Genomic DNA, 26,608 nt, shown 5'->3' with positions numbered 1-26,608 from the left:
CGGCGTTCAAGCCAGGGTTCGCAGGCCGATCACGCCCGCCAGGATGAGGGCGATCGAGGCGATCCGCGCCGCCGACACGGTGTCACCCATGGCGACCATGCCGAGGATAGCGGTGCCCGCCGCGCCGACGCCGGTCCAGACGGCGTAGGCGGTGCCCACGTCGAGGGACTTGAGCGCGTACGAGAGCAGGCCGAAGCTGAGCACGGCGGTGCCCAGGAAGGACAGGCTCCACCACAGGTTGCCGAACCCGTTGCTGAGCTTGAGTGACAGGGCCATGACGATCTCGAAGAGACCGGCCAGAAGCAGCAAGATCCACGCCATGATGATGACTCCCCTGGTGACGAGAACTGACTCGGTGCGTCGTCTTGGCGTTCCGGGTACGGCGCGTCTCGTCCGGGAGCCCCGCGGGCTCTCCTACTAGAACGGGGCAGGCAGGGCCATCATTCCCACCAAATGGTGACCCATCGGTCGCGCGGCACCGGCCACATGCCGAGTTCGAGGGCCGTCTCGCCCACCTCGTCGGCCCTCGACGGGTCGAGGCACACCCGCCGGCACGCGCTGGCGGCCAGTTCCTCCAGCGACGTGAAACGTTCCAGCGGCGCCTCCCGCTCCTCCACCTGCACCCTGAGGCCGAGCGCCGCCGCCAGCGCCACGCAGTCTTCCGCGATGGGCCGCACCGGCCGGTCGACGCCGTGGAAGTGCCGCCACAGCGGCGCCATCCAGCTCATGGGATGGCGGTGGGGCAACTCCAGCACCACCCGCCCCTGCGTACGGGCGTCGAGCGCGCGCAGGAAGCCGGCCAGGTCGGGGACGTTGTAGACCACGTGCGCCGCCACGGCCGCGTCGGCCACCGGCACCTGGTCGGCCACGTCCGGCCAGGTGCCGGCCACCGTGGTCACCGGCACGCCGAGCTGGTCGGCCCTGGCCGTCAGACCCTCCAGCATCGCGACGGAGGTGTCGACCGCGTAGAGGTGGCCGATGCGCCCGTGCAGCGGCAGGGAGGCGGCTCCCGGCCCCGAGCCCACGTCGAGCAGCGTGCCCTTCTCAGGAAGGGCCTCGAACAGCCGCGTCATCGTGGGCCCGTCGTCGGGCTCGGCCAGTGCCCGGTCCGTACGGGTGCCAAACCTCTCGGGCGAGTAACCCCACGGATCCGTCGGCGCTTTGGCCAGGATCTCGTCCGGAATCGCCCAGGATTCCAGTCGTTCTCGCCACCGGGAGGCGAGTTCTTCGGCGTCCATGGAGACGAGCATGCCATGCATGGCACGGGTTACCCGCGGGTAGCATTTCAGAGTAAGGTTACTGGCGAGTAGAGAAGTCTCGGTTCAAGGAGATCAACGCCCATGGGCCACTACCAGAGCAACGTCCGTGACCTGGAATTCAACCTTTTCGAGGTCTTCGGGAGACGTGAGATCCTCGGCACCGGGCCCTTCGCGGAGGTCGACGAAGACGTCGCCCGCAGCGTCCTGGACGAGGTCAACCGTCTTGCCACCGGTGTGCTCGCCGACTCCTTCGAGGAGGGCGACAGGCACCCGCCCGTGTTCGACCCGGCCACCGGCTCCGTGACCGTCCCAGAAGGCTTCAAGAAGTCCTTCAAGGCGCTGGTCGAGGGCGGCTGGGCCCATCTCGACCTGCCCACCGAGCTGGGCGGGCCGGGCATCCCGCGCTCCCTGGCCTGGGCCACGGCCGAGATGGTACTCGGCGCGAACCCCGCCCTGTACATGTACGCCGCAGGCCCCAACTTCGCCTACACCCTGTGGAAGGTCGGCACGCCGGAGCAGAAGCGCTTCGCGGAGCTGGCCATCGAGCGCAACTGGGGCGCCACCATGGTGCTCACCGAACCGGACGCCGGCTCCGACGTGGGCGCCGGGCGTACGAAGGCGGTGCGGCAGCCCGACGGCACCTGGCACATCGAGGGCGTCAAACGCTTCATCACCAGCGCCGAGCACGACATGTCCGAGAACATCTTCCACCTCGTCCTGGCCCGCCCCGAGGGCCACGGCCCCGGCACCAAGGGGCTGTCGATGTTCCTGGTGCCGAAGTACCACGTGGACCTGGAGACCGGCGAGCTGGGCGAGCGCAACGGCGCCTACGTCACCAACGTCGAGAAGAAGATGGGCCTGAAGGTCTCCACGACCTGCGAGCTGACCTTCGGCGACCGGCACCCGGCGGTCGGCTGGCTGGTCGGCGAGGTGCACGAGGGCATCAAGCAGATGTTCATGGTCATCGAGCACGCCCGCATGATGGTCGGCACCAAGGCCATCGCCACGCTCTCCACCGGCTACCTGAACGCCCTGGAGTACGCCAGGTCCCGCGTGCAGGGCGCCGACATGACGAAGATGGCCGACAAGGGCGCGCCGCGGGTGACCATCATCCACCACCCTGACGTGCGGCGCGAGCTGATGCTGCAGAAGGCGTACGTGGAGGGCATGCGCGCCCTGGTGCTCTACACGGCCACGTTCCAGGACGCCGTGATCATCGATCCGGACGACCGGCACGCCCACGACATGAACGACCTGCTGCTGCCGCTCGTCAAGGGCGTCGGCTCGGAACGGTCGTACGAGCTGCTCTCCCGCTCTCTCCAGACCCTGGGCGGCTCCGGCTACCTGCAGGACTACCCGATCGAGCAGTACATCCGCGACGCCAGGATCGACTCCCTGTACGAGGGCACGACCGCGATCCAGGGCCAGGACCTGTTCTTCAGGAAGATCCTGCGCAACCAGGGCGCGGCCGTCGGCTCGCTGCTGGCGGAGATCAACGAGTTCGCCGGCTCCGAGGCGGGCAACGGCCGGCTCAAGGAGGAGCGCAAGCTGCTCGCCGAGGCCGCCGCCGAGGTCAAGGCCATGGGCGACATCATGGCGGGCTGGGCGCTCGGCTCGCTGGAGACGCCGCAGGACGTCTACAAGGTCGGCCTGAACACCACCCGGTTCCTGCTCGCGCTCGGCGACCTGGTCATCGGCTGGCTGCTGCTGCGCCAGTCCGAGGTGGCGCTGGCCAAGCTGGACGAGGGCGAGGACCCGTTCTACCTGGGCAAGGTCGGGGCGGCCACGTTCTTCGCCAAGACCGTGCTGCCCCGGCTGGCCACCGAGCGGCGCGTGCTCGCCGCCACCGGACAGGAGCTGATGGAGCTCCCGGAGGCGGCCTTCTAGGCCCGTTCCTCCGCCCCCGCCCGCGGTGACCGACAGGGCGACGTCGGAAGACGTCGTCCTGTCGTGGGCCGCGAGGCTCCGGGTGTGCGGCGCGGGACGGGTACCGTCCCCGGCATGAGCTGCTCCGCACACGCCCCTCCCCTGCCTCCGCCGCGCGTCGAGGAGGTGTCCGACGGCGTCTACGCCTACCTGCAGCCCGACGGGAGCTGGTGGATCAACAACGCCGGCTTCCTGGCGGGGCGGCGCGGGGTCGTCGTCGTCGACGCCTGCTCGACCGAGCGGCGTACGCGGGCGTTCCGCGCGGCCATCGGCGAGGTCACCGACCGGCCGGTCACGACGCTGGTCAACACCCACCACCACGGCGACCACACGTTCGGCAACTGGCTGTTCCCCGAGGCCACGATCGTCGGGCACGAGGGCGTACGCGACCAGATACTCGCCGAGGGCGTGCCCGCCTACCGGAGCGCCTGGTCGTCCGAGGTGGACTGGGGCAGGCACGAACCCGCGCCGCCGTTCCTCACCTTCACCGACCGCGTCACCGTGCACTCCGACGACCTGCGCTGCGAGGTCAGGCACGTGGGGCACGCCGCCCACACGACCAGCGACTCGTACGTGTGGATCCCGGAGCGGCGGCTGCTGTTCGCCGGTGACCTGGTCTTCAACGGAGGCACCCCGTTCGTGCTGATGGGCTCGGTGGAGGGGGCGCTGCGGGCACTCGGGCAGCTCAGGGAGCTGGGGGCGGAGACCGTCGTGCCGGGGCACGGCGAGGTGTGCGGGCCGCGGGCGTACGAGCCGGTCGAGCGTTACCTGCGCTTCGTCCAGGAGACGGCCGCGCGGGGCCGGGCGGCGGGGCTGACGCCGCTGGAGACGGCCGGGGAGACGGACCTGGGCGAGTGGGCCGGGCTGCTGGACGCGGAGCGCCTCGTGGGCAACCTGCACCGCGCCTACGCCGAACTCGACGGGCGGCCACTGGGCGCGCCGATCGACGTGGCCGCCGCCGTGCGCGACATGGTCGCGTACAACGGCGGGCGGCCGTTGTCATGCCTCGCCTGATCTTTGACGGGGCCTGACCTGTGACGGGGCCGATCAGAAGCTGAACTGGACGGCGGCCCTCGACGCGAGGATGGGCTTGATGCGCTCGGCGATCACGGCCTGGTGGTCGGGGTGGTCGCGGTAGACGAGGTAGTCGTCGATGCTGTCGAAGTCCGCCACCACGGCGAAGTCGTGGTTGCCCTGGTTGATGCCCGCGTCGTCGCCGACCGTGAACGCGCGGATCTGCGGGATGACGGCCTGGAGCCCCCGCAGCTCGGTCGCGACGGCCGCCCGCTGCTCGTCGGTCGCGTCGTCGGTCCAGGTGAACAGCACGATGTGGCGAATCATGCGGGCAACTTTAGCGATCTCCCGGCTCGATGTATCTGAGCGGGGCCTCGTGTGCTCTGGCTGGGTCGGGTGCGGGTGTCACCCGACGTACGGCGATCGCCGGGAGAGGGGTCCTTCCGGCGGTCGCCGTACTCGTTGGGTCACCGTGCGCGTCGTCAGCTCCAGGCGAGCAGGCGGAGGGGGTCCTCCAGCATGGCTCCCACGTCGCGCAGGAACAGCGAGCCCAGCTCGCCGTCCACGATCCGGTGGTCGAAGGAGAGCGACAGGGTCGTCACCTTGCGCACCGCCAGCTCGCCGTCCACCACCCAGGGCATGTCCCTGACCTGGCCGAAGGCGAGGATGGCCGACTCGCCGGGGTTGAGGATCGGGGTGCCCGCGTCGACGCCGAACACGCCGACGTTGGTGATGGTGATGGTGCCGCCGGACATGTCCGCCGGCTGCGTACGGCCGGCCCTGGCCGTCTCCGTGATCCGGCCCAGCTCGGCGGCCAGGCCGGGGAGCGGGAGCAGGTGGGCGTCCTTGACGTTGGGCACCACCAGGCCGCGCGGGGTGGCGGCGGCGATGCCCAGGTTCACGTAGTGCTTGACCACGATCTCCTGGGCGGCCTCGTCCCACGCGGAGTTGATCATCGGGTGGCGTCTGACCGCCGTCAGCACCGCCTTGGCCACCAGGAGCAGCGGCGAGACCTTGACCTCGGCGAACTCGTGGATGGTGCGCAGGCGGTGCACGGCCTCCATGGTGGCCGTCATGTCCACCTGGAGGAACTCGGTCGCGTGCGGGGCCGTGAAGGCGCTGGCGACCATGGCCTGGGCGGTCATCTTGCGTACGCCCTTGACCGGGACGCGCTCCTCGCGGCGCTCCCCACGGCTCTCCAGGGGCGCGGGGGCCTGAGGTCCCGCCGCCGCGGCCGCCTGGACGTCGTCTCTGGTGATCGAGCCCTGAGGGCCCGTACCGGTCAGCGTGGACAGGTCGACGCCCAGGTCCTTGGCGAGCTTGCGCACCGGAGGCTTGGCCAGCACGGTGACGACCGGAGCCGTGGGGGCGACGGGCGCCGGTGTGACGGGCGCGGGCGCGGGCGCGACGGGCGCAGGCGCGGGCGCCGTCGCGGGCGGAGCGCTCGCCTGCGCGCGGGACGGCTCGGCCGGGCGGGACGACTCGGCCGGGCCGGACGGCTGCCTGCGGGCCCGGCGCTTGGTCGCGCCGGTCTTGACGCCGTAGCCGACCAGCACCGACTGGCGTTCCTCCTTGGGCGCCGGGCTGCCGTGGACGCCCGGCTCCACCGCGCCCTCCGCCGGCGGCCGCGGCACCATGTCGTCGGCCCCCACGGGAAGCGCGCCCGCCGCGGCGGGAGCGTCCTGGCCGTCCTCCGGCGTGTCCACGGCGATGATCGGGACGCCCACATCGACCGTGTCGCCCTCAGCCGCCATCAGCCCGGCCACCACCCCGTCCCACGGGATCGGCAGCTCGACGATCGACTTGGCCGTCTCGATCTCCACCACGATCTGGTTGACCTTGACGTCGTCGCCCGCCTTGACGTGCCAGCGGACGATCTCCGCCTCCGTCAGGCCCTCGCCGACGTCCGGGAGCTTGAACTCGCGTCGCATCGCAGATCCCCTCAGAACCCGAAGGCCCGGTCGACGGCGTCGAGCACCCGGTCCAGGTCGGGCAGGTAGTGCTCCTCCAGCTTCGACGGCGGGTAGGGGGTGGAGAAGCCGCCGACGCGCAGCACGGGCGACTCCAGGTGGTAGAAGCACTGCTCGGTGATCCTGGCCGCCAGCTCGGCGCCGAAGCCGTTGTTGACCGGGGCCTCGTGCACGACCACGACCCGCCCGGTACGCCGGGCCGACTCCATGACCACGGCCTCGTCCAGCGGGTTGAGCGAGCGCAGGTCGACGACCTCCAGCGAGCGCCCGTCGTCCTCGGCGGCGGTGGCGGCCTCCAGGCAGGTCTTGACCATGGGACCGTAGGCCAGCAGCGTCACGTCGGTCCCCGGCCGCACCACCCGGGCCGCGTGCAGCGGCGTCCACCAGTCGGTCGAGGAGGTGTCGAGGTCGGCCTTCTCCCAGTAGCGGCGCTTGGGCTCGAAGAAGACCACGGGGTCGTCGGTGCGGATGGCCTGCTGGATCATCGTGTACGCGTCGACCGGGTTGGAGCAGGCCACCACGCGCAGGCCGGCCGTGTGCGTGAAGTACGCCTCAGGCGACTCGCTGTGGTGCTCGACCGCGCCGATGCCGCCGCCGCAGGGGATGCGTACGACGACGGGCAGTTTGATCGCGCCCAGCGACCGCATCGGCATCTTGGCGAGCTGGGTGATGATCTGGTCGGCCGCCGGGAAGACGAAGCCGTCGAACTGGATCTCGCACACCGGCCGGTAGCCGCGCAGCGCCAGCCCGATCGCGGTGCCGATGATGCCGGACTCGGCCAGCGGCGTGTCGATCACGCGGTCCTCGCCGAAGTCCTTCTGCAGCCCGTCGGTGACCCGGAAGACGCCGCCCAGCTTGCCGACGTCCTCTCCCATGATGAGGACCTTGGGGTCGTCCTCCATGGCCTTGCGCATGCCCTCGTTGAGCGCCTTTGACAAACTGAGCACGGTCACTTCTCGAACCCCTCCAAATACGCGGCGAACTGCGCGCGCTCCTGGTCGATCAGGGCGTGGGGCTCGCTGTAGACGTGGTCGAAGATGGCGAGCGGCTCGGGGTCGGGCATGGCCAGGCAGCGCCTGCGCAGGTCCGCGCCGAGCTGGTCGGCCTCGGCGCTGACGGCGTCGAAGAACGCCTGGTCACCCTGCTCGGTCTTGAACAGGTACGACTTGACCCGCTCGATCGGGTCTTTCAGCTTCCACGCCTCCAGCTCGGTGGCCACCCGGTAACGCGTCGGGTCGTCGGTGGTGGTGTGGGCCCCCATCCGGTACGTGAACGCCTCGATCAACGTCGGCCCCTGCCCGGTACGCGCGGCCTCGAGCGCCTTGCGCGTCACCGCCAGGCAGGCGAGCACGTCGTTGCCGTCGACCCTGATGCCGGGGAAGCCGAAGCCGGAGGCCCGCTGGTAGAGGGGGATGCGGGTCTGCTTCTCCAGCGGCTCGGAGATGGCCCACTGGTTGTTCTGGCAGAAGAACACGATCGGCGCGTTGAACACGCTGGCCCAGATGAACGACTCGTTGACGTCACCCTGCGAGGTCGCCCCGTCGCCGAAGTAGACGATGGTGGCCGCGCTGGCGTCGTCGCGCTGGATGCCCATCGCGTAGCCGACGGCGTGCAGCGTCTGGCTCCCGATGACGATCGTGTACAGGTGGAAGTTGTGCTCCTTGGGGTCCCACCCGCCGTGGTTGACCCCTCTGAACAGGCCCAGCAGCTTCACCGGGTCGACGTCGCGGCACCACGCGACGCCGTGCTCGCGGTAGGTGGGGAAGGCCATGTCGGAGTCGGTCAGCGCCCGGCCCGATCCGATCTGGGCGGCCTCCTGGCCCAGCAGCGAGGCCCAGATGCCCAGCTCGCCCTGGCGTTGCAGCGCCACGGCCTCCAGGTCGATGCGCCGGACGAGCACCAGGTCGCGGTAGAGCGACCTGATCTCCTCAGGGGTCAGGTCGATGTCGTAGTCAGGATGCTCGATCCGCTCGCCCTCGGGGGTGAGCAACTGGACGAGCTCCGGGGGTGCGTCAGCACCACGAGAGGCGTCGAGTGTCACGTGCCACTCCTTGGTCGGGGGCCGGTTCGCTGGGGTTGCCACCTTGCCGGCCTTGTACCTGGCGCCGAACCGGGAGGTGGAGGTTCGTACGCTTTTGGGGCCATCGTGGCAGACGTCACAGCCCTGTGCGCAAGCCCCATGTCCTCCCCGTTCCCGTTGTGTGGACAGCCACACGCGCCGGTAGGCTGTGCTTCCCACCCCACTCACCCACCGCTCCCAGGAGGAACGCAAGTGGCCCGCGTCATCGTGGACGTCATGCTGAAGCCCGAGATCCTCGACCCGCAGGGCCAGGCGATCGCCAGGGCGCTGCCCAGGCTCGGCTTCTCCGGTGTCTCGGCCGTGCGTCAGGGCAAGCGCTTCGAGCTCGAACTCGAAGGCCCGGCCGACGAGGCGGCGCTGGAGGAGGTGCGCAAGATGGCCGAGACACTTCTGGCCAACACCGTGATTGAGGACTACACCGTCCGGGTTGAGGGGTAGAAGTCACATTTGGTGCACTGATTTCCCCCGGGACGGTTAAAGCGGGGTTCTGACGTGCCACAATGCCACGGGCTTGCCAACACTAAATAACAACAACGTGATTTTGCGGTTAGCCCCGTTTTCTCAGGGAAACCTACTCCAGGTGACATTCCGGAGCCCGGAGGAGTCCGGTGGATATTGAGTTCTCGTTGGCACTGCCTCGGGATGCGATCGGCATACCGATGGTCAGGCGGGTGCTAGGCGACGCCATGCGTTCACTCAACGTGAGCGAGACGTGCATCGCCGACATGCTGCTCGCCGTTTCCGAGGCCTGCTCCAACGCGGTCCGGCACGGAGGGCCGGCCAACCGCTACGAAGTGACGGCGGCGATCGGTTCCGGCCAGTGCGACGTACGCGTGGCCGACAACGGTGACGGCGTGCCCACCATGCCCCCGCACTTCCCGCCTCCCGACACCGAGAACGGCCGCGGTCTGCTCATCATGCGTTCCGTGGTCGACGAGATCTCCTTCGGCATCACGCCCGGCCGGGGCACCACGGTCCACCTGCGCAAGCTGCTCGCCTGGGACGACGACGCCGCCAAGGCCCGTCCGCGCGAGCTGGCCGCGGTCTGACCTGCCCCTGTCCGCGCCACTCCGTGGTTGTTCACGGGCTGCCCGCGCATCGCACGAGCCGATGCCGACCACGCGGGAGCACCCGATAACCTGAGTACACCGCCGTCCACCCCGATGGGACGGTGACGCGCGCACTCCTTCGGAGGGGACGACCACCATGAGCGCTGCCCGTGTGGGCGTAGTCACGTTTCCAGGAACTCTCGACGACCAGGACGCGGCCAGGGCCGTTCGCCTCGCGGGCGGGCAGGCCGTCCCGCTGTGGCACGCCGACCGCGACCTGAAGGGGGTCGACGCCGTCTTCCTGCCCGGCGGCTTCTCCTACGGCGACTACCTGCGCTGCGGGGCCATCTCGCGTTTCGCGCCGCTCATGGACGAGCTGGTCCCGGCCGCGCGGGCGGGGCTGCCGGTGATCGGCACCTGCAACGGGTTCCAGATCCTCTGCGAGGCGCACCTGCTGCCCGGCGCGCTGACCCGCAACGCCTCGCTCCACTACGTCTGCCGTGACCAGCGGGTCCGCGTCGAGCAGACCGCGACCGCCTGGACCAACTCGTTCGAGACCGGCCAGGAGATCGTGCTGCCGATCAAGCACGGCGAGGGCCGCTACGTGGCCTCCGACGACACCCTCGCCGCGCTCGAGGCGGGCGGCCACGTGGTGGTGCGCTACCTCGGCAACCCCAACGGCTCGCTCAACGACATCGCGGGCATCCGCAACGAGGCGGGCAACGTCGTCGGGCTCATGCCGCACCCCGAGCACGCGGTCGAGGAGCTGGTCGGCGCCCCGAGCACCGACGGCCTCGGCTTCTTCGCCTCCATCCTGAAGAACCTGGTGAACGCATGACCGACAGCGTGAAAAGGGCGGCGGAGACCCCCGACGAGCCGATGCCCTTCGCCGAGCTGGGGATGAAGCAGGACGAGTACGACCGGGTCAAAGAGATCCTGGGCCGCCGTCCCACCGGGTCCGAGCTGGCGATCTACAGCGTCATGTGGTCCGAGCACTGCTCGTACAAGTCATCCAAGGTGCACCTCAGGCAGTTCGCCACCAAGGCGCCCAAGTCGGAGGCGCTGCTCGTGGGCATGGGGGAGAACGCCGGCGTCGTGGACATCGGCGACGGCTGGGCGGCCACGTTCAAGATCGAGTCGCACAACCACCCGTCGTACGTCGAGCCGCACCAGGGCGCGGCCACCGGCGTCGGCGGGATCGTCCGCGACATCATGTCGATGGGCGCGCGCCCGATCGCCGTCATGGACTCCCTGCGCTTCGGCGCGGCCGACGCCGTCGACACCCGCCGGGTGCTGCCCGGCGTGGTGGAGGGCATCAGCAGCTACGGCAACTGCCTGGGCCTGCCCAACATCGGCGGCGAGGTCGTCTTCGACCCCTGCTACCTCGGCAACCCGCTGGTCAACGCCCTGTGCGTGGGCCTGCTGCGCAAAGACCAGATCAAGCTGGCCACCGCGCCGGGCCCCGGCAACAAGGTCGTGCTGTTCGGCGCCTCCACCGGCCCCGACGGCATCGGCGGCGCGTCCGTGCTGGCCTCCGCGACGTTCGAGGACGAGTCGCAGGCCAAGCGGCCCGCCGTGCAGGTGGGCGACCCGTTCATGGAGAAGCTGCTCATCGAATGCTGCCTGGAGCTCTACGCGGCCGACGTGGTCGTCGGCATCCAGGACCTCGGCGCGGCTGGCGTCTCCTGCGCCACCACCGAGCTGGCCGCCAAGGGCACCGGCGGCATGCGCGTCGACCTCAACCTCGTCCCGCTCCGCGACCCCTCGCTCAGGCCCGAGGAGATCCTCATGAGCGAGTCGCAGGAGCGGATGATGGCCGTGGTCCGGCCCGACGACATCCCCGCGTTCATGGCCGTCTGCGACAGGTGGGACGTGCCCGCCACCGTCATCGGCGAGGTCACCGACACCGGCCGCCTGGTCATGACCTGGGACGGCGAGGTCATCGTGGACATCCCGCCGGGCACCGCGGCCGACGACGGCCCGGTCTACGAGCGTCCCTTCCACGAGCCCGCCGGGCAGGCCGCGCTCAACGCCGACACCCCCGACCGGCTGGAGCGGCCCGCCGACCTGCGCGAGACGCTGCTGCGGCTGCTCGGCTCGCCCAACCTGGCCTCCAAGGAGTGGGTGACCTCCCAGTACGACCGCTACGTACGCGCCAACACCGTGCTGGCCCAGCCGGCCGACGCGGGCATGCTGCGCATCTCGGAGATCATGGAGGGCGCGGAGCCGACGACGCGGGGCATCGCCCTGGCCACCGACGGCAACGGCCGCTACGCCAGGCTCGACCCCTACGCGGGGGCGCAGCTCGCGCTCGCCGAGGCGTACAGGAACGTGGCCGTGACCGGGGCCGAGCCCCTGGCCGTCACCAACTGCCTCAACTTCGGCTCCCCGGAGGACCCCGAGGTCATGTGGCAGTTCGCCGAGGCCGTACGCGGCCTGGCCGACGCCTGCAAGACGCTGGGCGTGCCGGTGACCGGCGGCAACGTCTCCTTCTACAACCAGACCGGCGCGACGGCCATCCACCCGACGCCGGTCGTGGGCGTGCTCGGGGTCATCGACGACGTGGCCAAGCGGGTGCCGTCCGGGTTCGTCGCCGACGGGCTGAAGATCGTGCTGCTCGGCGACACCCATGAGGAGTTCGGCGGCTCGGAGTGGGCGCACGTCGCGCACGGCCACCTCGGCGGGCTGCCGCCGCGGGCGGACCTGGAGGCGGAGCGGGCGCTGGCCATCGTCCTGGTGGAGGCGGCCCGCCGCGGGCTGCTGGAGGGCTCGCACGACCTGTCCGACGGCGGGCTGGCCGTCGCGCTCGCCGAGTCCTGCCTGGCGCGGGGCGTGGGCGCGTCGGTGGAGCTGACCGGTGACGCGTTCACCGACCTGTTCAGCGAGTCGGCGTCGCGGGCGCTCGTGGCGGTGCGGCCGGAGGCTTACGCCGATCTCGCCGCGCTGTGCGGCCGCCACGACGTGCCCTGCTACGGGCTCGGCGTGACCGGCGGGGCCACGCTGGCGGTCGAGGGCGTGTTCGAGGTGCCGGTCGAGGAGCTGCGGGAAACGCACGCGGCGGCGCTTCCCGCGCTGTTCGGCTGAGTCGCTTTTCGTCCAGGAGGGCCGGTACGCGAGTCCGTACCGGCCCTTCTGCGTTCCGTTACGCCTTCTTGAGGCAGACCACGTAGACGCTGCCGCTGACGCTCGTGCCGCCGCCTCCGCTGTTGCTGCCGTAGGTCTTCTCGTCCTTGCCGGGAGCGGGGGTGGGAGTGGAGGTGCTGGTGGTGCTGGTGGTGGTGGTCGCGGTGGCCAGGCCGTTGTTGCCGGAGCCGTTGTCGTCCTTGGCCACGGTGACCGTCCAGCCGTCGTCGTCGGGGGCGCTGGTCATCACGACGGCGTTCTTGAGCGTGCCGAAGGAGAAGCCGCCTCCGGTCGCCAGGTCGCCCTTGCCGCAGCTCGCGGTCTTCGAGCCGGTCGACCTGATGGTCTCGGACCTGGTGTAGGTCGTGAAGGCGGCGCCGGTGCCGGGGTCACCCTTCGGGCCCTGCTTGCCCTGCTCGCCCGGCTCGCCCTTGGCGCCCGGCTCGCCCTTGGCACCCGGCTCGCCCTTGGCACCCGGCTCGCCCTTGGCACCCGGCTCGCCCGGCTTGCCCTGCTCGCCCTTGGCTCCGTCCTCGCCCTTGGGGCCCTGCGCGCCGGTCTCGCCCTTGGGACCCTGGGCGCCGGTCTCGCCCTTGGAGCCCTGGAGGCCCTGCTTGCCCTGAGGGCCCGCCGGGCCCGTCTCACCCTTCACGCCCTTCAGGCCCTGGGGACCCTGCTTGCCCTCCGGGCCGGCCGGGCCGCGCTCCCCCTGCTGCCCCGTCTGCACGGTGGTCGTCGAGGCGCCGCCGCCGATGAGGATGCGCTCCTCCGTCTTCCTGCACTTCGTCGACGGGTTGACGATGCGGGCGTACCGCGTCTTCTTGTGCACGCACGCGTGCACCTCGGCGGCGGCCGACGAGGCGGTGGCGACGCCGCCGACGGTGAGGAGCGAGACGGCCAGCGCGCCGACCGTGGCGAGCGTGATCGTACGCCCGCCGCGAACCTTGATAGCCACGGTTTTCCTTCCAGAGGAACGAGTGATGCTCATGTTGTGCATGAGATTTCACGCTTCAAACGTTCCAAAGGATGACGCTGACTACATAACGTATTAGTCACGAAACAGAGGGTTACTGACCAGATTGACCGGATGTTGGCGACCGTAGTGAGTAAAACGACACATTCCGGTCTCCGACGTCCCGTGGATAATCGGTCTGTGCCAACGCCGGGTTCCACCCCTCACCTCCCCCCGGCCACCCAACCCGTGCGCGGGGTGGTCTGGGGCGTCCACCTGGTCCTGCCCCTGCTGGGGCTCTGGTTGCTGCTCTCGCAGCCCGACGTCAACGTCATCTGGCAGCACAACCCGAGCCACTTCTGGCTGATCGTCCTGGTGGCCGGGGTCAACGTCGGGCTCGGCCTGCTCATCAGCGAGGCGTCGCGGCGGCGGCGGGACGCGCGGCTGTTCCTGGTCTCGATGGTCTTCCTGGGCAGCGCCGGGTTCTTCTTCCTGCACGGGCTGGCCACGCCGGGGCTCATCCTGCCCAGCGGCTCGGTCGGGTTCGATCTCGGGCAGCAGGTGGGGCTGTCGATCGCGTCGGTGTTCGCGTTCGCCTCGGCGCCGGCGCTGGACGAGAAGGCCGCCGACGCCGTGCTGAGGTCGCAGCACTTCGTGCGCGGCGTGCTCATCGGGATCATGGCGCTGTGGGGCGTGGTGTCGCTGGTGCCGGGGCTGACGCCGCTCAGCGAGCCGCCGGCGGTCTCGCCGATCGACTGGCTGGCGTGGGCGTCGGCGCCCGGCGTGCTGCTCTACGCGGCGGCCGGCGTGATGATGTTCCTGCTGCACCGGCGGCGGCCTTCGGCCATGCTGATCAGCCTGATCACCGCGTACGCGCTGCTGGCCGAGTCGATGGTCGCCGGGATGTCGCAGCTCAACTGGCACCTGTCGTGGTGGGAGTGGCACCTGCTGCTGACCCTGGCCTTCGTCTTCGTGGCCTACAGCGCCTACCTGCAGTTCCGGCGCGAGGGGTCGAGCGCGGGGCTGTTCGACTCGGTGGCGCTGTCGGCGACCGTGGCCCGCATCCGGCGCGACTACGACGAGGCGCTGGAGGAGCTGGTCGAGCACGTACGCAGGGGCGAGCCGCTGGCCGCGACCCGGTTGTCGGACAAGTTCCGGCTGAACGAGGGGCAGGCCGCGGTGCTCGACCGGGCCGGCGCGGCGCTGGCCAACGAGCGGGAGCTGTCGGAGCGGCTGGCCGCGCTGGTGGCGGTGAGCGCGCAGACCAGGGTCGGCCTCCCGGAGGACCAGTTGCTGACGACGTCGCTGGAGCGGGTGCGGCAGGCGTACGGCGACGTCAAGATCGCTCTGGTGGCCGACGGGGCGACCAGGATCGGCTCGCGCGACTACCACTTCACCGACGGCAACCCGATCAGGCGCGAGCGGCTGCTGGCCTTCCCGCTGACCGTCAAGGGCAACGTGGCGGGCGTGCTGGAGGTGCCCGTCGGACGCACCGGCCAGGACGAGGCGCTGGCCGCCACGCTGGCCGGCCAGCTCTCGATCTCGCTGGAGAACGCCCGCCTCTACCAGGAGCTGCACACGCTCTTCCACCAGTACATGTCGCCCGACGTGGCCCACGCGCTGCTGGCCGACCCCGGTCAGGCGGCGCTGGGCGGCGAGCTGAGGGAGCTGACCGCGCTCTTCGCCGATCTCAAGGGCTTCACCACGTTCTCGGAGAGGGTGACGCCCGGCGAGATCGTCGAGATGCTCAACCGCTACCACACGGCCGCCGTCCCGTGCATCCTGAACAACGGGGGCACGATCGTGCAGTTCGTCGGTGACGCGCTGCTGGCGCTGTTCAACGCCCCGGCCACGCAGGCGGGGCACGCGCGGGCGGCCTGCCGGGCCGCGCTGGAGATGCAGCGGGCCGCCGCCGAGGTGGCCGAGGAGATGGCCTGGAAGCGGGTGGACGACGTGCAGTGGCCGACGTTCCGGGTGGGGGTCAACACCGGGCCCGCGCTGGTCGGCAACATCGGCAGCCCCGAGCTGCGCGGCTTCAACGCCATGGGCGACTGCGTGAACGTGGCCGCCAGGCTCCAGGCCCTCGCCGAGCCGGGCACCGTGGTCATCGGCGAGACGACGTACCGGCAACTGGGCGCCGGCGTCTCCGCGAACCCTCTGGGGCGGCTCAGCCTCAAGGGCAAGGACGAGCGCGTGGCGGCCTACGTGCTGACCGAAATGCCGTAGAAGGGCATAGAAGAGCGAGGTAGGTGCAGACATAATCGGCGCATGGATCCAGAGCCCGGTGAGTTCCTGACCCTGCTCACCGCCGAGGAGGTCGAGGCCCTGCGCTCGGCCGGGCGGCCGCGACGCTGGGAGCGCGGCACCACCGTCATGACCGAGGGCGACACGTCCGACTGGGTGCTCGTGCTGCTGGAGGGCCGGGTCAAGTGCTCCTCGCACACCAACAGCGGCACCGAGGTGGTGCTGGCCGTACGCGGCCCCGGGGCGCTGCTCGGCGAGCTGTCGGCCATCGACGGCTCGCCCCGATCGACCACGGTGACCGCGCTGGAGCCGATCTCCGGCATCGTCGTACGCGACTTCATCGCCTTCCTCGAGGCCCACGGGCGCATCGCCGTCCTGCTCATGCGGCTCGTCAGCGGCAAGCTGCGCGACTCCGACAGGAAGCGCATCGAGTACGGCGCGTACGACACCACCGGCCGGGTGGCCACCCGCCTGCTGGAGCTGGCCGACCGCTTCGGGGAGCACACCACCAGCGGCGTACGCGTGGCGCTGCCCCTGTCGCAGGACGAGCTGGCGGGCTGGACGGGCGCCTCCCGCGAGGCCGTCAGCAAGGCCCTGCGCACGCTGCGCGACCGGGGCCTGATCGAGACCGGCAGGCGGCGCGTGGTGATCCACGACCTGGAGGGGTTGCGCAGGCGAGCCCGGTGAGCCCTGGCGCCCCTGGCGACAAATCGGACGTACGTCGTACGTCATAGTGGAGTGCATGGTCGCGGTCACCCCCCGGAACGACGCCCGCCTCCGTTACGCCTGGCGGGTCTGTGCGGTCACCAGCCTGGGCCTCATCCTCATCGGCGTCGCCGGCAGCACGCTCAACGTGGCGCTGCCCACGGTCGTGCGGCACTTCCACGCCGACGCGCTCGAATCGGGCTGGATCCTGCTGGCGTTCCTGCTGGTCAACACCGCGAGCCTGGTGCTCTTCGGCCGGGTGGCCGACCTGCTGGGCAGGCGTGAGGTCTATCTGGCGGGCTTCGCCCTGTTCACGGTGGCCTCGCTGCTGGCCGGGTTGTCGCCCAGCGTGTGGTTCCTGATCGCGATGCGGGTGTTACAGGCGATCGGCGCGGCCATGATCCTCGCGAACGGCACCGTGATCATCACCGACGCGTTCCCGCCCGACCGGCTCAGCCAGGGCATGGGCGTCTACATCGGCACGTTGTCGGTGGCCCAGCTCGCCGGCCCCACCCTGGGCGGCCTGATCGCGGAGACGGCCGGCTGGCAGTGGATCTTCTGGGTGAACGTGCCCGCCGGGCTGGTGGCGTTCGCCGTGGGGGCGGCGGTCTTACGCAGGATGCCCAGGCGGCCCAAGGAGCCGGTGGACGCGCTGGGCAACGTGCTGGTGTTCGCGGCGCTGTCGGCGCTGCTGCTGGCGCTGTCGGAGGGAGGCTCCAGGGGGTGGTCCAGCCCCGTGGTGATCGCCGGGGCGGGCGTGTTCGCGCTGTGCCTGCCGCTGCTCCTCGTGGCCGAGCGGCGCTCCCGTAACCCGGTGCTGGACCTGCGATTGTTCGGCGGGCGGCTGCTGACCTGCGCGAACCTGGCGTCGTTCTGCAACGCGCTGGCCCGCTCGGCGCTGATCCTGGTGGTGGCGCTGTACTTCCAGGCGGCCAGGGGGGTGGGCGCGTTCGAGGCGGGGCTGAGCGTGCTGCCCGTGCCGGTGGGCATCGGGCTGGCCTCGCCGGTCGTGGGCATGCTGGGGCGGCGGGTGCCGCCGTACGCGCTGTCGATCGGGGGCGCGGTGCTGAGCGCGGCCGGGCTCGGCACGCTGATGCTGACGGCCGACCCGGGGACGCCGTACTGGGTGATCGGGATCGGGCTGTTCGTGGCCGGCTGCGGCAGCGGGACGTTCCTCACCGGCAACACCACCCAGGTCATGCGGGCCCTGCCGAGCGGGAGCCTGGGCGTGGTCAACGGCTTTCGCGTCATGGTGATGAACGTCGGCATCGTGATCAGCGTCGGCCTGTCGCTCAGCGTGCTCACCGCCTCGGTGGGGCCCGCGCTGCGCGCCCAGGTGTACGCGGGCACGCTGTCCACCCTGTCACCCGTGGCCGTGGGACAGCTCATGGACGGCTTCCAGCGGGCGTACGCGGTGTTGTTCGCCGTGGCCGTGCTGGGCGCCGTCCTGGCCGCCCTGGCGTGGCCGCACAGGAGCGCTCAGGGCGCGGCGGCTCAGAGGGCCGCAGAGAGCCGTGACTCGACGTCGCGGTAGCGGGACACCGGGACGAGGTGGACCCCGGCGAAGGCGCCGGAGTCGCGCAGCGCGAGCACCTGCTCGCAGGCGGCCTCCACCCCCGCCATGCGGTCGGCGGCCACCCGCTCGACCAGCTCGCCGGGCAGCGCGATGTCGGGGATCGCGGCGGCGAGGGTGCGCGCGTGCCGGACACTGGCCAGGACCATGACGCCGGCGTAGACCGGCACGTCGGCCGGGTGCTCGTCGCGCCACCGGAGCTGCGCCTCCACCGAGAAGCTGACCTGGGAGAACAGGAAGTCGGCGGTACGCTTCCAGCCCGGCAGCGGGCGCAGCGCGGCCGCGGCCCCCACGCGCACGCCCGGCGAGAACTCCCGCGCCCCCTCGATCATCGAGCGCACGGTCAGGTCGCTGGTGCGGTTGCCGCTCGTGGGCTTGTCGCCGTAGACGAACAGGAACTGGTCGACCCCGTACGCGGCGGCCGTCAGCAGGTCGCGCTGGAAGCCGAGCAGGTTGCGGTCGCGGGAGTTGAGGCAGGCGATGCCGCGCCCGCCCATCGCCTCGACCTCGTGCGCCACGGCCACGCTCGACACGGTGGCCCGGCCGATGTGGTTGTCGGGGATGAGGAACGAGTGCGCGATCTTGCTCATCGTGCCGATCTGGTGCCTGACGTGCTTGAGGTCGGGCCGAGTGGGGGGTTCGATCTCGCAGATCAGCTCGAAGGTCATGCCCACGACCCTATCCCCGTGCCGCCAGCGCCTCTATGCCGCTCAGCACGAGATCGACGCCGAAGGTGTCGGACAGGTCGGGTGACGTGCCGCTCGTGATCGGCCCGGCCATCTCGACCAGGTGCGGGTACTTCTCGGCGGGCAACGACTGCAGGCCGGCGCGCTTGCCCCGGACGATCTGGGCGGTCTCCTCCTCCGACCGGCCGGTCGCCTGGAAGTGGATCGGGGCGTCGGCGATGGCGATCGCACTCTGCAGCAGGTATTTGGTGATCAGGCAGCTCTTCTCCACGTCGAACCCGGCCGTGCGCGCCAGCCCGAGCGCCCGGTCCCAGACGGCCAGGAAGTTCGGCACCGTGACCGGGTCGATCTGCTCGATCACGCTCTTGGCGCAGGCGTGCGTGCGCAGCGTCCTGATCAGGCCCTCGGTCAGGTCGCGGAGCTGGGCCTGCCACGGGCGCTCGTCGGCGGGCTTGGGCGCGAACCCGCCGATCAGGTGGTCGGCCATGCCGATGAGGAGCAGTTCCTTGTTCTTGTAGTGCCAGTAGAGGGCCATCGGGGTCACGCCGAGATCCGTGGCCAGGCGCCGGATCGTCACGGCGTCGAGCCCTTCGGCGTCGCCGATCTCCAGGGCCCGCTCCGCGATCGTCCGCGCGGTCAGTTTTCCCATCACGGTTGACAACTATACGCCGTACAAGTTCAACTATACGGCGTACAAGTACGCTGTATAGGAGGATCTTGCCGTGCGATGGTGGGCGCTGGTCGCGGTGACCTTGGGCACCTTCATGACCTATCTGGACAACAACGTGGGCAACGTCGCGTTGCCCACGATCCAGCGTGAGCTGGGGCTGACGATCTCGGGGCTGGAGTGGATCGTCAGCTCGTACATCCTGGTGTTCGCCGGGCTGATGCTGGTCGGCGGGCGGCTCGCGGACGTGCTGGGCGCCCGTCGCGTGTTCCTCGGCGGGCTGGCCGTCTTCACGCTGGCCTCGCTGGCCGCCGGGCTGGCCACCTCCGGCCCCGCGCTGATCGCCGCGCGGGCCGTGCAGGGGGTCGGCGCGGCCCTGCTGACGCCGACCACGCTGGCGCTGATCAGGCAGATGTTCCCCGACCCCGCCGAGCGCGGCAGGGCCGTGGGCGTCTGGAGCGCCGCCGGGCCGCTCTCCATGGCGCTCGGGCCCGCCCTGGGCGGCCTCATCAGCGAGAACCTGCACTGGGGGTGGATCTACCTCGTCAACGTGCCGATCGGGGCGGTGACGGCGGGGCTGGCGCTCTGGGCCGTCAGGCCGTCGGTCGAGCGGGCGCGGCGCGGGCTCGACCTGCCCGGCCTGGTCACGTCCGCGCTGGCCCTGTTCGCCCTGACGTACGCGCTCATCGAGGGCGAGCGGGCCGGCTGGACCTCGGCGCCGATCCTGGCCGCGTTCGGCGTGTTCGCGGCGGCGGCCCTGGCGTTCGCGCTGGCCGAGCGGCGGGCCGCCGAGCCGATGATCGCGATGTCGCTGTTCAGGTCACGGGTGTTCTCCGGCGGGATGCTCACCAGCGGGATCTGGTCGTTCGGCGTGTTCGGCGTCTACTTCTTCAGCGCCCTGTGGCTGCAGAACGTCCTGGGCTTCTCCCCCACCGAGGCCGGGCTGTCGTTCGTGCCGATGGCGCTGGTCATGGTCGTGGTCGCGGTGCTGTCGCAGCGGATCGCCGCGCTGCTCGGCATCGGCCGCACGGTGGCGCTCGGGATGGCGCTGATGGGCGCCGCGATCTTCTTCCTCTCGCGCGTCGGGGCCGACGGCGACTTCGCGGCCGTGGCCCCCTGGTTCCTCCTGTACGGGCTCGGCGGCGGCCTGCTGGTGCCCCTGACGGCGGCCGTGCTCGACGGCATGCCCAAGGCCCGCGCGGGGGTGGCCTCGGGCGTGCTCAACGTCTCCCGCGAGGTGTTCGGGCTGCTCGGCATCACCCTGCCGGGCGCGATCCTGGCCTCCCGCCAGGGCGCGGGCGACCTCCCGCCGCTGCCCGCCTTCCTCGACGCCTACCAGTTCACCCTGGTCATCGCGGCGGTCGTGGTGCTGGCGGCGATCCCGGTCGCGCTCTACTCGCTGCGCCCCGAGCGCGCCCCCGACGAGCCTCAGACCCCCGCCCCCGCCGTCGTCGGCTCCTCGAACTGAGTGCGGTACAGCTCCTCGTAGCGGCCTCCTGCGGCCAGCAGCTCGGCGTGCGTGCCGCGCTCGGCCACCCGCCCGTCCTCGATCACCAGGATGAGGTCGGCCGCCCTGACCGTGGAGAGCCGGTGCGCGATCACCACGGCGGTCCTGCCTTCGAGCGCCTCGCCCAGCGCCGCCTGCACGGCCGCCTCGGAGGTGGAGTCGAGCGCGGCCGTGGCCTCGTCCAGGATGACGACCCTGGGCCTGGCCAGCAGCAGCCGGGCGATCGTCAGCCGCTGGCGCTCGCCGCCCGACAACCGGTAGCCGCGCTCGCCCACGACCGTGTCGAGCCCGTCGGGCAGCGACTCGACGAGCGCGGCCAGGCGGGCGCGGGTGAGTGCGTCCCACAGGTCCTCCTCGCTCGCCTCCGGCGCGGCCAGCAGCAGGTTGGCGCGGATGGTGTCGTGGAAAAGGTGGCCGTCCTGGGTGACCATGCCGAGCGTGGCGCGGACGGAGTCGGCGCTCAGCTCCCGTACGTCCACCCCGCCCAGCCGCACGGCGCCCGAGTCGACGTCGTACAGGCGGGGCAGGAGCTGCGCGATCGTGGACTTGCCCGCTCCTGACGAGCCCACCAACGCCACCATCTGCCCAGGCTCGGCCCGGAACGAGACTCCGTGCAGCACCTCGACGCCGCCGCGCGAGTCGAGCGTGGCGACCTCCTCCAGCGAGGCCAGCGAGACCTTGTCGGGCGCGGGGTAGGCGAAGCGCACGTCGTCGAACTCGACCGACACCGGGCCTTCCGGCACCGCGCGGGCGCCCGGCCTGTCCTGGATGAGCGGTTCGAGGTCGAGCACCTCGAAGACGCGCTCGAAGCTGACGATCGCGCTCATGACGTCCACGCGGGCGTTGGCCAGCGCGGTCAGCGGGGCGTACAGGCGGGTGAGCAGCATGGCCATCGCGACCACCGAGCCGGGGGCGAGCTGGTCGCGCAGGGCGTAGAAGCCGCCCAGGCCGTACACGAGGGCGAGGGCGAGCGCGGAGACCAGGGTCAGCGCGGTGACGAAGGCCGACTGGGTCATCGCCGTGCGCACGCCGATGTCGCGTACGCGCCTGGCCCTGCTCGCGAACTCGGCCGACTCTTGCGAGGGCCGCCCGAACAGCTTCACCAGCGTCGCGCCGGGGGCCGAGAAGCGCTCGGTCATCTGCGTGCCCATGGCCGCGTTGTGGTCGGCCGCCTCGCGCCGCAGCCGGGCGATCCTGGTGCCCATGCGCCGGGCCGGCAGCACGAACACGGGCAGCAGCACCAGCGCCAGCAGCGTGATCTGCCAGGAGATGCCGATCATCGCGACGAGCGTCAGCGCGAGCGTCACGAGGTTGCCCGCCACGCCCGACAGCGTGTCGGTGAAGGCCCGCTGCGCCCCGATCACGTCGTTGTTCAGACGGCTGACCAGCGCGCCCGTGCGGGTCCTGGTGAAGAACGCGACGGGCATCTTCTGGACGTGGTCGAAGACCGCCGTACGCAGGTCGAGGATGAGGTCCTCGCCCAGCCCCGCGGAGAGCCAGCGGTTCAGCAGCCCGAGCCCCGCCTCCGCGATCGCCAGCGCGGCGATCAGCAGCGCCACGGTGACCACCACGCCGATCGGCTCGGCGTTGAAGATGGCGTCCACGACCCGGCCCGCCAGCAGCGGAGCGCCCACGGCCAGGCCCGCCATGACCACGCTGAGCAGCAGGAACAGGGTCAGCTTGGGGCGGTGCGGGCGGGCGAAGGCGCCGATACGCAGGAGCGTCGCCCTGGAGACGGGGCGACGCTCCCGCTGGTCGTTCATCGAGTAGAGCTGATGCCAGGCGGTCACTTCCATGCTCATGGAAGTGGACGCTATGACATCAACTTAACTTGAGGTCAAGACCCGATCTTCTTGTTCTGCCCGTGCCAGACCACGGCCACCGACGGCCGCGGCTGGTCGCCGTCGGGCCAGCGGCTGGCCGGGTTCTCGGGGCTGGCGCCGTCGAGCTCGCCGGGGTGCTGCACCGCCACGAACACGCTGCGCTGGTCCGACGTGACCAGCGGGCCGCAGGTCTCGGCCCCGAGCGGCACGGTGAGGAACTGGCGCAGGTGGCCGCGCTCCTTACCCTTGACCGGCATCACGAACAGGCCGTCGTTGGTGCCGAGCGCGTTGCCGTCCGTGGAGATCCACAGGTTGCCGTCCTTGTCGAACGTCACGTTGTCCGGGCAGGAGATCGGCGAGACCTTGGTCTTGTCGTAGCCGGCGAAGTAGGTGTTGGGGTCCTTCGGGTCGCCGCAGACCAGCGGCAGCGACCAGGCGAACTTCTTCTCGCCCGCGTCGTTGTTCCGCTCGACGATCTCCAGGATGTGGCCGTGCTTGTTCGCGGAACGCGGGTTGGCCTCGTCGGCCTGGGCCGGGGTGCGGTTGGTGTTGTTGGTCAGCGCCACGTACACGCCGCCGGTCACCGGGTTGCGCTCGATGTCCTCGGGGCGGTCCATCTTCGTCGCGCCCACCTTGTCGGCGGCCGTACGGGTGTAGACGAGCACCTCCTCGGCGGACATGCCCTCCACGAACGACTTGTCGCCCGAGACCAGCGGGATCCACTCGCCCGAGCCGTCGAAGCCGCCGTCGGCGGGCAACTTGCCCGTCCCGTCGATCTCGGAGGCCGGGCTGTCGCCGGTGAACTTGGCCACGTACAGGGTGCCCTCGTCCAGCAGACTCCGGTTGTGCCGGTCGTAGCCGGAGACGTAGCGGTCCTTGGAGACGAACTTGTAGATGTACTCGAAGCGCGAGTCGTCGCCCATGTACACGACCAGGTGGCGGTCGCGGGAGAGCGTCGTCGTGGCGGCCTCGTGCTTGAAGCGGCCGAGCGCCGTGCGCTTGACGGGCGTGGAGTCGGGGTCGAACGGGTCGATCTCCACGATCCAGCCGAACCGGTTGGCCTCGTTGGGGTGCTTGGCCAGGTCGAAGCGCTCCTCGATCCGGTCGAACCGGCGGCTGGACGACGGGGTGCCGGTGGTGATCGTGTAGCGGGTGATGTACGGCCTCTGGGCCTCGGGGACCTTGTCGCCGTTGACGAAGTACTGGTCGAAGTTCTCCTCGGCGGTCAGCACCGTACCCCAGGGGGTGGTGCCGCCCGCGCAGTTGTTCAGCATGCCGACCGGCGTGCCGCCCTGCGGGTCGGCGGCCGTCTTGAGCAGGCTGCTGCCCGCGGCCGGGCCGCTGAACTTCATCTTGGTCTGCGCGGTGACGCGCCGGTTGTAGCGGCGGCGGCCCTTGGTGACCAGCTTCCACTCGCCGCTGTTGCCGGAGCGCTCGATCTCCACGATGGAGCCGCCGTGCGCGGCCAGCGCGATCTTGATCTGCTCCTCGGTCGCCGCGGCGCCGCCGGTGTACCCGCGGAACATCAGGGACTCGTCGGTGTACTCGTGGTTGACCCAGAGCAGCGCACGGTCCCGGCCCATGGGGAACAGCGTCACGTAGTCACAGTTGTAGCCGAACTGCTTGTTCTGCGCGTCGGCGGTCTGGTTGTCGAAGTCGAAAGCGGGCGCGTCGGGCAGCACGGGGTCACCCCAGCGCACGACCACGGAGGACTTGTAGCCGTTCGGGACGCTCAGCGCGTCCTCCTTGTTCGGCGCCACGGGGGTGAACCGAAGATCACTGCTGTTGCCGCCGCCGTGCGACCCGCCCTTGGCGGCAGCCGCCTCGGGCTCGTCCGCGAGAGCCGGCGCGGCACCGGCCATGCCCACGCCCGCCACGATGGCACCCAGCGCGCCGGCCCGCAGCACGCCGCGGCGCGACAGCGCCTCCTTCACCACGTCGCCGAAGTAGGCGTTCTCCGTGGTGTTGGCCACGTCATGCGCGCACGCGTTTCCACAGCGGAACTGACAGGTCAGCGCGGAACGACCGCCTTTGTGCGGGGTGGAAAGCAGCGGCAGCAGCCGCCGTCCCGCGTTGGGGTTCGCCACAGGTCCTCCATTTTTGGGCGCGGTTGTACGGCGGGGAGGCTACGGACACCGTTGAAACCGGAGGTGAACGATGACCTCCGTCTCAGTGAACGCTTCCCGGGAGACAATGATGAGGTGTCACCACGCAAGATCAACCCCGAACGGCTCAAAACAGCCCTCGACGCCCAACTCGTCGCCCTCGACGAACCCGCCTACGACGGCCCCGCCGCCACCCTGCCCGACGCGCTCGTGGCCGCCGTGCTGACCGCCTACGACCGCGGGCTCACGCCGGAGCGCGAGGCGGCCAGGCAGGCGGTCCGCCACCTGCTCGACAGGCTGGCCACCGCGGCGCCGGGCCGGACCGTCGAGGTGCGCGTGCCGCCGTACGCGGCCGTCCAGGCGATCGCCGGCCCCCGCCACACCCGCGGCACGCCGCCGAACGTGGTCGAGATGGACGGTCAGACCTGGATCCGGCTCGCCCTCGGCCGCCTGACCTGGGACGAGGCCATGGCCGGAGGAGCCGTGTCCGCCAGCGGGTCACGGGCGGACCTGTCGGCACACCTGCCGCTCTAACGGCTCCCGCTCATCCAGGGGAACTTCGCCTCGAAGCACCGGTCGGCGAGCTGCCCCGGCAGGTGGGCGCATTCCTGCACCACGTTCCAGAACCAGATGGCCACGATCGCGAAGAGGATCAGCGACAGGATGCTGATCACGATTCCGGCGATGGCGCGGCCCTTGCCCGCGTGCTTGGCCAGCGCCACCCAGCCGAAGACGATCGACAGGATGGCGGTGATCAGGCCGGTGAAGCAGACGAACACCAGGAACGGGCTGGCCACGCCGAGAACGAGCGAGGCCGTGGCCAGGCCGCTGCCGGGCTGCGACGGCCGGTAGTGGCCGTACGGGGGCGTGGGAGCCCCGTAGGGGGTGCCAGGAGGCGGGGGCGGCGGGTAACCGGGCGGGCCGCCGTACGGGCTGGAGGGGCTGGTGCCGGGCACCACCGGCTCCTGGTCCCGCGGGAACGGCTCCGTCTGGCCCTCGTACTCCCGTCCGCCCTGTTCCCAGCCGGGCTGGGGCGGTGTTCCTCCGGGCGGCGTTCCTCCGGCTGGCGGTGTGAAGCGCGGCTGGTCGCCCTGCTCGTACTGTGAGGGCTCGTAGCGCGAGGGTGAGGGCCGGGCGGGCGGCTCCTCCTCCTGCGGCGTCCCGCCCCAGCCCGGGTAGGTGGGCCTGGCGCCCGGGATCGGGAACGCCTGGGTCGCCTCCGCGTCGCTCCCCGTGGCTCCCGGCGGCTCCTGCGGCTCCTTCGAGTACGTCGGCGTGGCCCCGGGGGCCGGGATCACCTGGGTCGCCTCGGCGTCGCCCTCCGCCGGGCTCGGCGTCTCGGGCGAGGTGGGCAGATCGGGATGCGTGGGCTCGCCGGCCGGCCTGGGCTCGTGCGTGGGCGGCACGTCGGGCGGCGGCACCACGGGCGGCACCGGCTCGATCGGCTCCTCGCCCTCACCCTCACGCTCACCGGACCGCCGCTCCCCGCCCTCGGCCTCACCGGGCCCGTCACCGGGCCGCTCACCGGCCCGCTCGCTGGGCCGCTCACTGGGCCGCTCACTGGGCCGCTCACCGGCGGTCGGCTCGGGCGGCCGGGGCCGGTCGTCCTCGGGCAGCGTGCCCTCGCTCCACCACCCGGGCTCCGGCTCGGGCCGCGCGGGCTCGGGCTCGCCCTCCTGCGGGCGGCCTTCGCGTGGGTCCTGCCCCGGGCGGGGCTCGTTCGGGTCCCGAGGTGTGGTCACGTGTGCGTCTCCCGACGGGTCTGTATGCCGGATACTTCACCCTTTCGCGGAAGGCATCCGCCAAAGCGCGCGACACGGGTAAAAGGAGCCCCATTCTTGGGTCACCGTGCGCCAAAGCAGGCCCGGGTCCGGGCGGCGCGTTCCCACGTCCAGGAGGGCATCCGGGCTCGGGACGAATGGCGG

Annotated in this window: 23 protein-coding genes and 1 riboswitch; of the genes, 11 read left to right on the top strand and 12 right to left on the bottom strand. The window is 71.0% G+C overall.

Features of this window, described 5'->3' with window-relative positions:
• Window positions 1-6: 6 nt before the first annotated feature.
• Both ACZ6S0_RS46875 and ACZ6S0_RS46870 read right to left on the bottom strand, forming a co-directional pair.
• Window positions 7-321, bottom strand: a complete 315-nt coding sequence (locus ACZ6S0_RS46875; protein ID WP_465926479.1) for a DMT family transporter — start codon at window positions 319-321, stop codon at window positions 7-9.
• Between the two features lie 33 nt (window positions 322-354).
• Window positions 355-415, bottom strand: a riboswitch (guanidine-III (ykkC-III) riboswitch).
• A 25-nt stretch (window positions 416-440) separates the two neighbouring features.
• On the bottom strand, window positions 441-1,238 hold the full coding sequence (locus ACZ6S0_RS46870; protein WP_465926477.1) for a class I SAM-dependent methyltransferase: 798 nt from the start codon (window positions 1,236-1,238) through the stop codon (window positions 441-443).
• Between the two features lie 102 nt (window positions 1,239-1,340).
• Between ACZ6S0_RS46870 and ACZ6S0_RS46865 the strand changes: the two genes are divergently transcribed.
• Window positions 1,341-3,146 (top strand): acyl-CoA dehydrogenase, encoded by a 1,806-nt coding sequence (locus tag ACZ6S0_RS46865; protein ID WP_465926475.1) that lies wholly within the window; start codon window positions 1,341-1,343, stop codon window positions 3,144-3,146.
• A 114-nt stretch (window positions 3,147-3,260) separates the two neighbouring features.
• Window positions 3,261-4,199 (top strand): MBL fold metallo-hydrolase, encoded by a 939-nt coding sequence (locus tag ACZ6S0_RS46860; protein ID WP_465926473.1) that lies wholly within the window; start codon window positions 3,261-3,263, stop codon window positions 4,197-4,199.
• Window positions 4,200-4,232: 33 nt separating this feature from the next.
• Here ACZ6S0_RS46860 and ACZ6S0_RS46855 read toward each other — a convergent pair whose 3' ends face one another.
• From ACZ6S0_RS46855 to pdhA, 4 genes are all read right to left on the bottom strand, one after another.
• Window positions 4,233-4,526, bottom strand: coding sequence for a Dabb family protein (locus tag ACZ6S0_RS46855; RefSeq protein ID WP_465926471.1), 294 nt, complete (start codon window positions 4,524-4,526; stop codon window positions 4,233-4,235).
• Window positions 4,527-4,681: 155 nt separating this feature from the next.
• Entirely contained in the window at window positions 4,682-6,130 is a 1,449-nt protein-coding gene (locus tag ACZ6S0_RS46850; RefSeq protein WP_465926469.1) for a dihydrolipoamide acetyltransferase family protein, read from the bottom strand.
• Between the two features lie 11 nt (window positions 6,131-6,141).
• The gene (locus ACZ6S0_RS46845; RefSeq protein ID WP_465926467.1) at window positions 6,142-7,122 is read right to left on the bottom strand and encodes an alpha-ketoacid dehydrogenase subunit beta; all 981 of its coding nucleotides are present in this window, start codon (window positions 7,120-7,122) and stop codon (window positions 6,142-6,144) included.
• Entirely contained in the window at window positions 7,119-8,210 is a 1,092-nt protein-coding gene (gene pdhA, locus ACZ6S0_RS46840; RefSeq protein WP_465926465.1) for a pyruvate dehydrogenase (acetyl-transferring) E1 component subunit alpha, read from the bottom strand. Before pdhA ends, ACZ6S0_RS46845 begins: the two co-directional genes overlap by 4 nt.
• A 231-nt stretch (window positions 8,211-8,441) precedes the next feature.
• On the opposite strand from pdhA, the gene purS reads away from it, so the two are divergent.
• The 4 genes from purS to purL all read left to right on the top strand — a co-directional run bounded on the left by purS (window position 8,442) and on the right by purL (window position 12,382).
• Window positions 8,442-8,687 (top strand): phosphoribosylformylglycinamidine synthase subunit PurS, encoded by a 246-nt coding sequence (gene purS, locus ACZ6S0_RS46835; protein WP_344874905.1) that lies wholly within the window; start codon window positions 8,442-8,444, stop codon window positions 8,685-8,687.
• A gap of 221 nt (window positions 8,688-8,908) precedes the next feature.
• On the top strand, window positions 8,909-9,298 hold the full coding sequence (locus ACZ6S0_RS46830; RefSeq protein WP_465926497.1) for an ATP-binding protein: 390 nt from the start codon (window positions 8,909-8,911) through the stop codon (window positions 9,296-9,298).
• Window positions 9,299-9,455: 157 nt separating this feature from the next.
• Entirely contained in the window at window positions 9,456-10,136 is a 681-nt protein-coding gene (gene purQ / locus ACZ6S0_RS46825; protein WP_465926463.1) for a phosphoribosylformylglycinamidine synthase subunit PurQ, read from the top strand.
• Window positions 10,133-12,382, top strand: coding sequence for a phosphoribosylformylglycinamidine synthase subunit PurL (purL, locus tag ACZ6S0_RS46820; RefSeq protein ID WP_465926461.1), 2,250 nt, complete (start codon window positions 10,133-10,135; stop codon window positions 12,380-12,382). Before purQ ends, purL begins: the two co-directional genes overlap by 4 nt.
• Window positions 12,383-12,440: 58 nt before the next feature.
• On the opposite strand, the gene ACZ6S0_RS46815 is transcribed toward purL, so the two are convergent.
• Window positions 12,441-13,376: a hypothetical protein gene (locus ACZ6S0_RS46815; protein ID WP_465926459.1), complete on the bottom strand. Its 936-nt coding sequence runs from the start codon at window positions 13,374-13,376 to the stop codon at window positions 12,441-12,443.
• Between the two features lie 198 nt (window positions 13,377-13,574).
• On the opposite strand from ACZ6S0_RS46815, the gene ACZ6S0_RS46810 reads away from it, so the two are divergent.
• Genes ACZ6S0_RS46810 through ACZ6S0_RS46800 form a run of 3 tightly spaced genes read left to right on the top strand, consistent with a single transcriptional unit; the run spans window position 13,575 to window position 17,856 of the window.
• Window positions 13,575-15,599, top strand: a complete 2,025-nt coding sequence (locus ACZ6S0_RS46810) for an adenylate/guanylate cyclase domain-containing protein (RefSeq protein WP_465926457.1) — start codon at window positions 13,575-13,577, stop codon at window positions 15,597-15,599.
• Window positions 15,600-15,641: 42 nt separating this feature from the next.
• A complete protein-coding gene (locus ACZ6S0_RS46805) occupies window positions 15,642-16,304 on the top strand; it encodes a Crp/Fnr family transcriptional regulator (RefSeq protein ID WP_465926455.1) in 663 nt (220 codons plus the stop codon).
• A gap of 55 nt (window positions 16,305-16,359) precedes the next feature.
• Complete coding sequence (locus ACZ6S0_RS46800) at window positions 16,360-17,856, top strand: MFS transporter (protein WP_465926452.1); 1,497 nt, start codon at window positions 16,360-16,362, stop codon at window positions 17,854-17,856.
• On the opposite strand, the gene ACZ6S0_RS46795 is transcribed toward ACZ6S0_RS46800, so the two are convergent.
• A complete protein-coding gene (locus ACZ6S0_RS46795; RefSeq protein ID WP_465926450.1) occupies window positions 17,817-18,563 on the bottom strand; it encodes a methylenetetrahydrofolate reductase in 747 nt (248 codons plus the stop codon). The two genes, ACZ6S0_RS46800 and ACZ6S0_RS46795, sit on opposite strands and share 40 nt — an antisense overlap.
• Window positions 18,564-18,573: 10 nt before the next feature.
• Window positions 18,574-19,230: a TetR/AcrR family transcriptional regulator C-terminal domain-containing protein gene (locus tag ACZ6S0_RS46790; RefSeq protein WP_465926495.1), complete on the bottom strand. Its 657-nt coding sequence runs from the start codon at window positions 19,228-19,230 to the stop codon at window positions 18,574-18,576.
• 73 nt (window positions 19,231-19,303) lie between these two features.
• Here ACZ6S0_RS46790 and ACZ6S0_RS46785 point away from each other — a divergent pair, with 73 nt between their 5' ends.
• Window positions 19,304-20,716, top strand: coding sequence for a DHA2 family efflux MFS transporter permease subunit (locus ACZ6S0_RS46785; protein ID WP_465926448.1), 1,413 nt, complete (start codon window positions 19,304-19,306; stop codon window positions 20,714-20,716).
• On the opposite strand, the gene ACZ6S0_RS46780 is transcribed toward ACZ6S0_RS46785, so the two are convergent.
• Window positions 20,677-22,557, bottom strand: a complete 1,881-nt coding sequence (locus ACZ6S0_RS46780; protein WP_465926446.1) for an ABC transporter ATP-binding protein — start codon at window positions 22,555-22,557, stop codon at window positions 20,677-20,679. The genes ACZ6S0_RS46785 and ACZ6S0_RS46780 overlap by 40 nt on opposite strands.
• Before the next feature lie 35 nt (window positions 22,558-22,592).
• The gene (locus ACZ6S0_RS46775) at window positions 22,593-24,665 is read right to left on the bottom strand and encodes a PhoX family protein (RefSeq protein ID WP_465926444.1); all 2,073 of its coding nucleotides are present in this window, start codon (window positions 24,663-24,665) and stop codon (window positions 22,593-22,595) included.
• A gap of 114 nt (window positions 24,666-24,779) precedes the next feature.
• Between ACZ6S0_RS46775 and ACZ6S0_RS46770 the strand changes: the two genes are divergently transcribed.
• Complete coding sequence (locus tag ACZ6S0_RS46770) at window positions 24,780-25,217, top strand: sterol carrier family protein (RefSeq protein ID WP_465926442.1); 438 nt, start codon at window positions 24,780-24,782, stop codon at window positions 25,215-25,217.
• Here the strand turns inward: ACZ6S0_RS46770 and ACZ6S0_RS46765 are convergent.
• Window positions 25,214-26,425 (bottom strand): DUF4190 domain-containing protein, encoded by a 1,212-nt coding sequence (locus tag ACZ6S0_RS46765; RefSeq protein ID WP_465926440.1) that lies wholly within the window; start codon window positions 26,423-26,425, stop codon window positions 25,214-25,216. The two genes, ACZ6S0_RS46770 and ACZ6S0_RS46765, sit on opposite strands and share 4 nt — an antisense overlap.
• Between the last annotated feature and the right edge of the window lie 183 nt (window positions 26,426-26,608).

It is taken from the genome of Nonomuraea sp. NPDC051298 (genome assembly GCF_055586305.1).
The sequence above is the reverse complement of the archived record's forward strand: the minus strand, read 5'-3'. Positions and strand labels throughout refer to the sequence as shown.

Bases quoted from the DNA above. Each gene is read 5' to 3' on its own strand.
- ACZ6S0_RS46795 (WP_465926450.1), bottom strand. From the start codon at position 18,563: ATGACCTTCGAGCTGATCTGCGAGATCGAACCCCCCACTCGGCCCGAC.
- ACZ6S0_RS46850 (WP_465926469.1), bottom strand. From the start codon at position 6,130: ATGCGACGCGAGTTCAAGCTCCCGGACGTCGGCGAGGGCCTGACGGAG.
- ACZ6S0_RS46875 (WP_465926479.1), bottom strand. From the start codon at position 321: ATGGCGTGGATCTTGCTGCTTCTGGCCGGTCTCTTCGAGATCGTCATG.
- ACZ6S0_RS46780 (WP_465926446.1), bottom strand. From the start codon at position 22,557: ATGAGCATGGAAGTGACCGCCTGGCATCAGCTCTACTCGATGAACGAC.
- ACZ6S0_RS46870 (WP_465926477.1), bottom strand. From the start codon at position 1,238: ATGGACGCCGAAGAACTCGCCTCCCGGTGGCGAGAACGACTGGAATCC.
- ACZ6S0_RS46855 (WP_465926471.1), bottom strand. From the start codon at position 4,526: ATGATTCGCCACATCGTGCTGTTCACCTGGACCGACGACGCGACCGAC.
- purL (WP_465926461.1), top strand. From the start codon at position 10,133: ATGACCGACAGCGTGAAAAGGGCGGCGGAGACCCCCGACGAGCCGATG.
- ACZ6S0_RS46805 (WP_465926455.1), top strand. From the start codon at position 15,642: ATGGATCCAGAGCCCGGTGAGTTCCTGACCCTGCTCACCGCCGAGGAG.
- ACZ6S0_RS46790 (WP_465926495.1), bottom strand. From the start codon at position 19,230: ATGGGAAAACTGACCGCGCGGACGATCGCGGAGCGGGCCCTGGAGATC.
- ACZ6S0_RS46865 (WP_465926475.1), top strand. From the start codon at position 1,341: ATGGGCCACTACCAGAGCAACGTCCGTGACCTGGAATTCAACCTTTTC.
- ACZ6S0_RS46860 (WP_465926473.1), top strand. From the start codon at position 3,261: ATGAGCTGCTCCGCACACGCCCCTCCCCTGCCTCCGCCGCGCGTCGAG.
- purQ (WP_465926463.1), top strand. From the start codon at position 9,456: ATGAGCGCTGCCCGTGTGGGCGTAGTCACGTTTCCAGGAACTCTCGAC.
- ACZ6S0_RS46830 (WP_465926497.1), top strand. From the start codon at position 8,909: ATGGTCAGGCGGGTGCTAGGCGACGCCATGCGTTCACTCAACGTGAGC.
- ACZ6S0_RS46800 (WP_465926452.1), top strand. From the start codon at position 16,360: ATGGTCGCGGTCACCCCCCGGAACGACGCCCGCCTCCGTTACGCCTGG.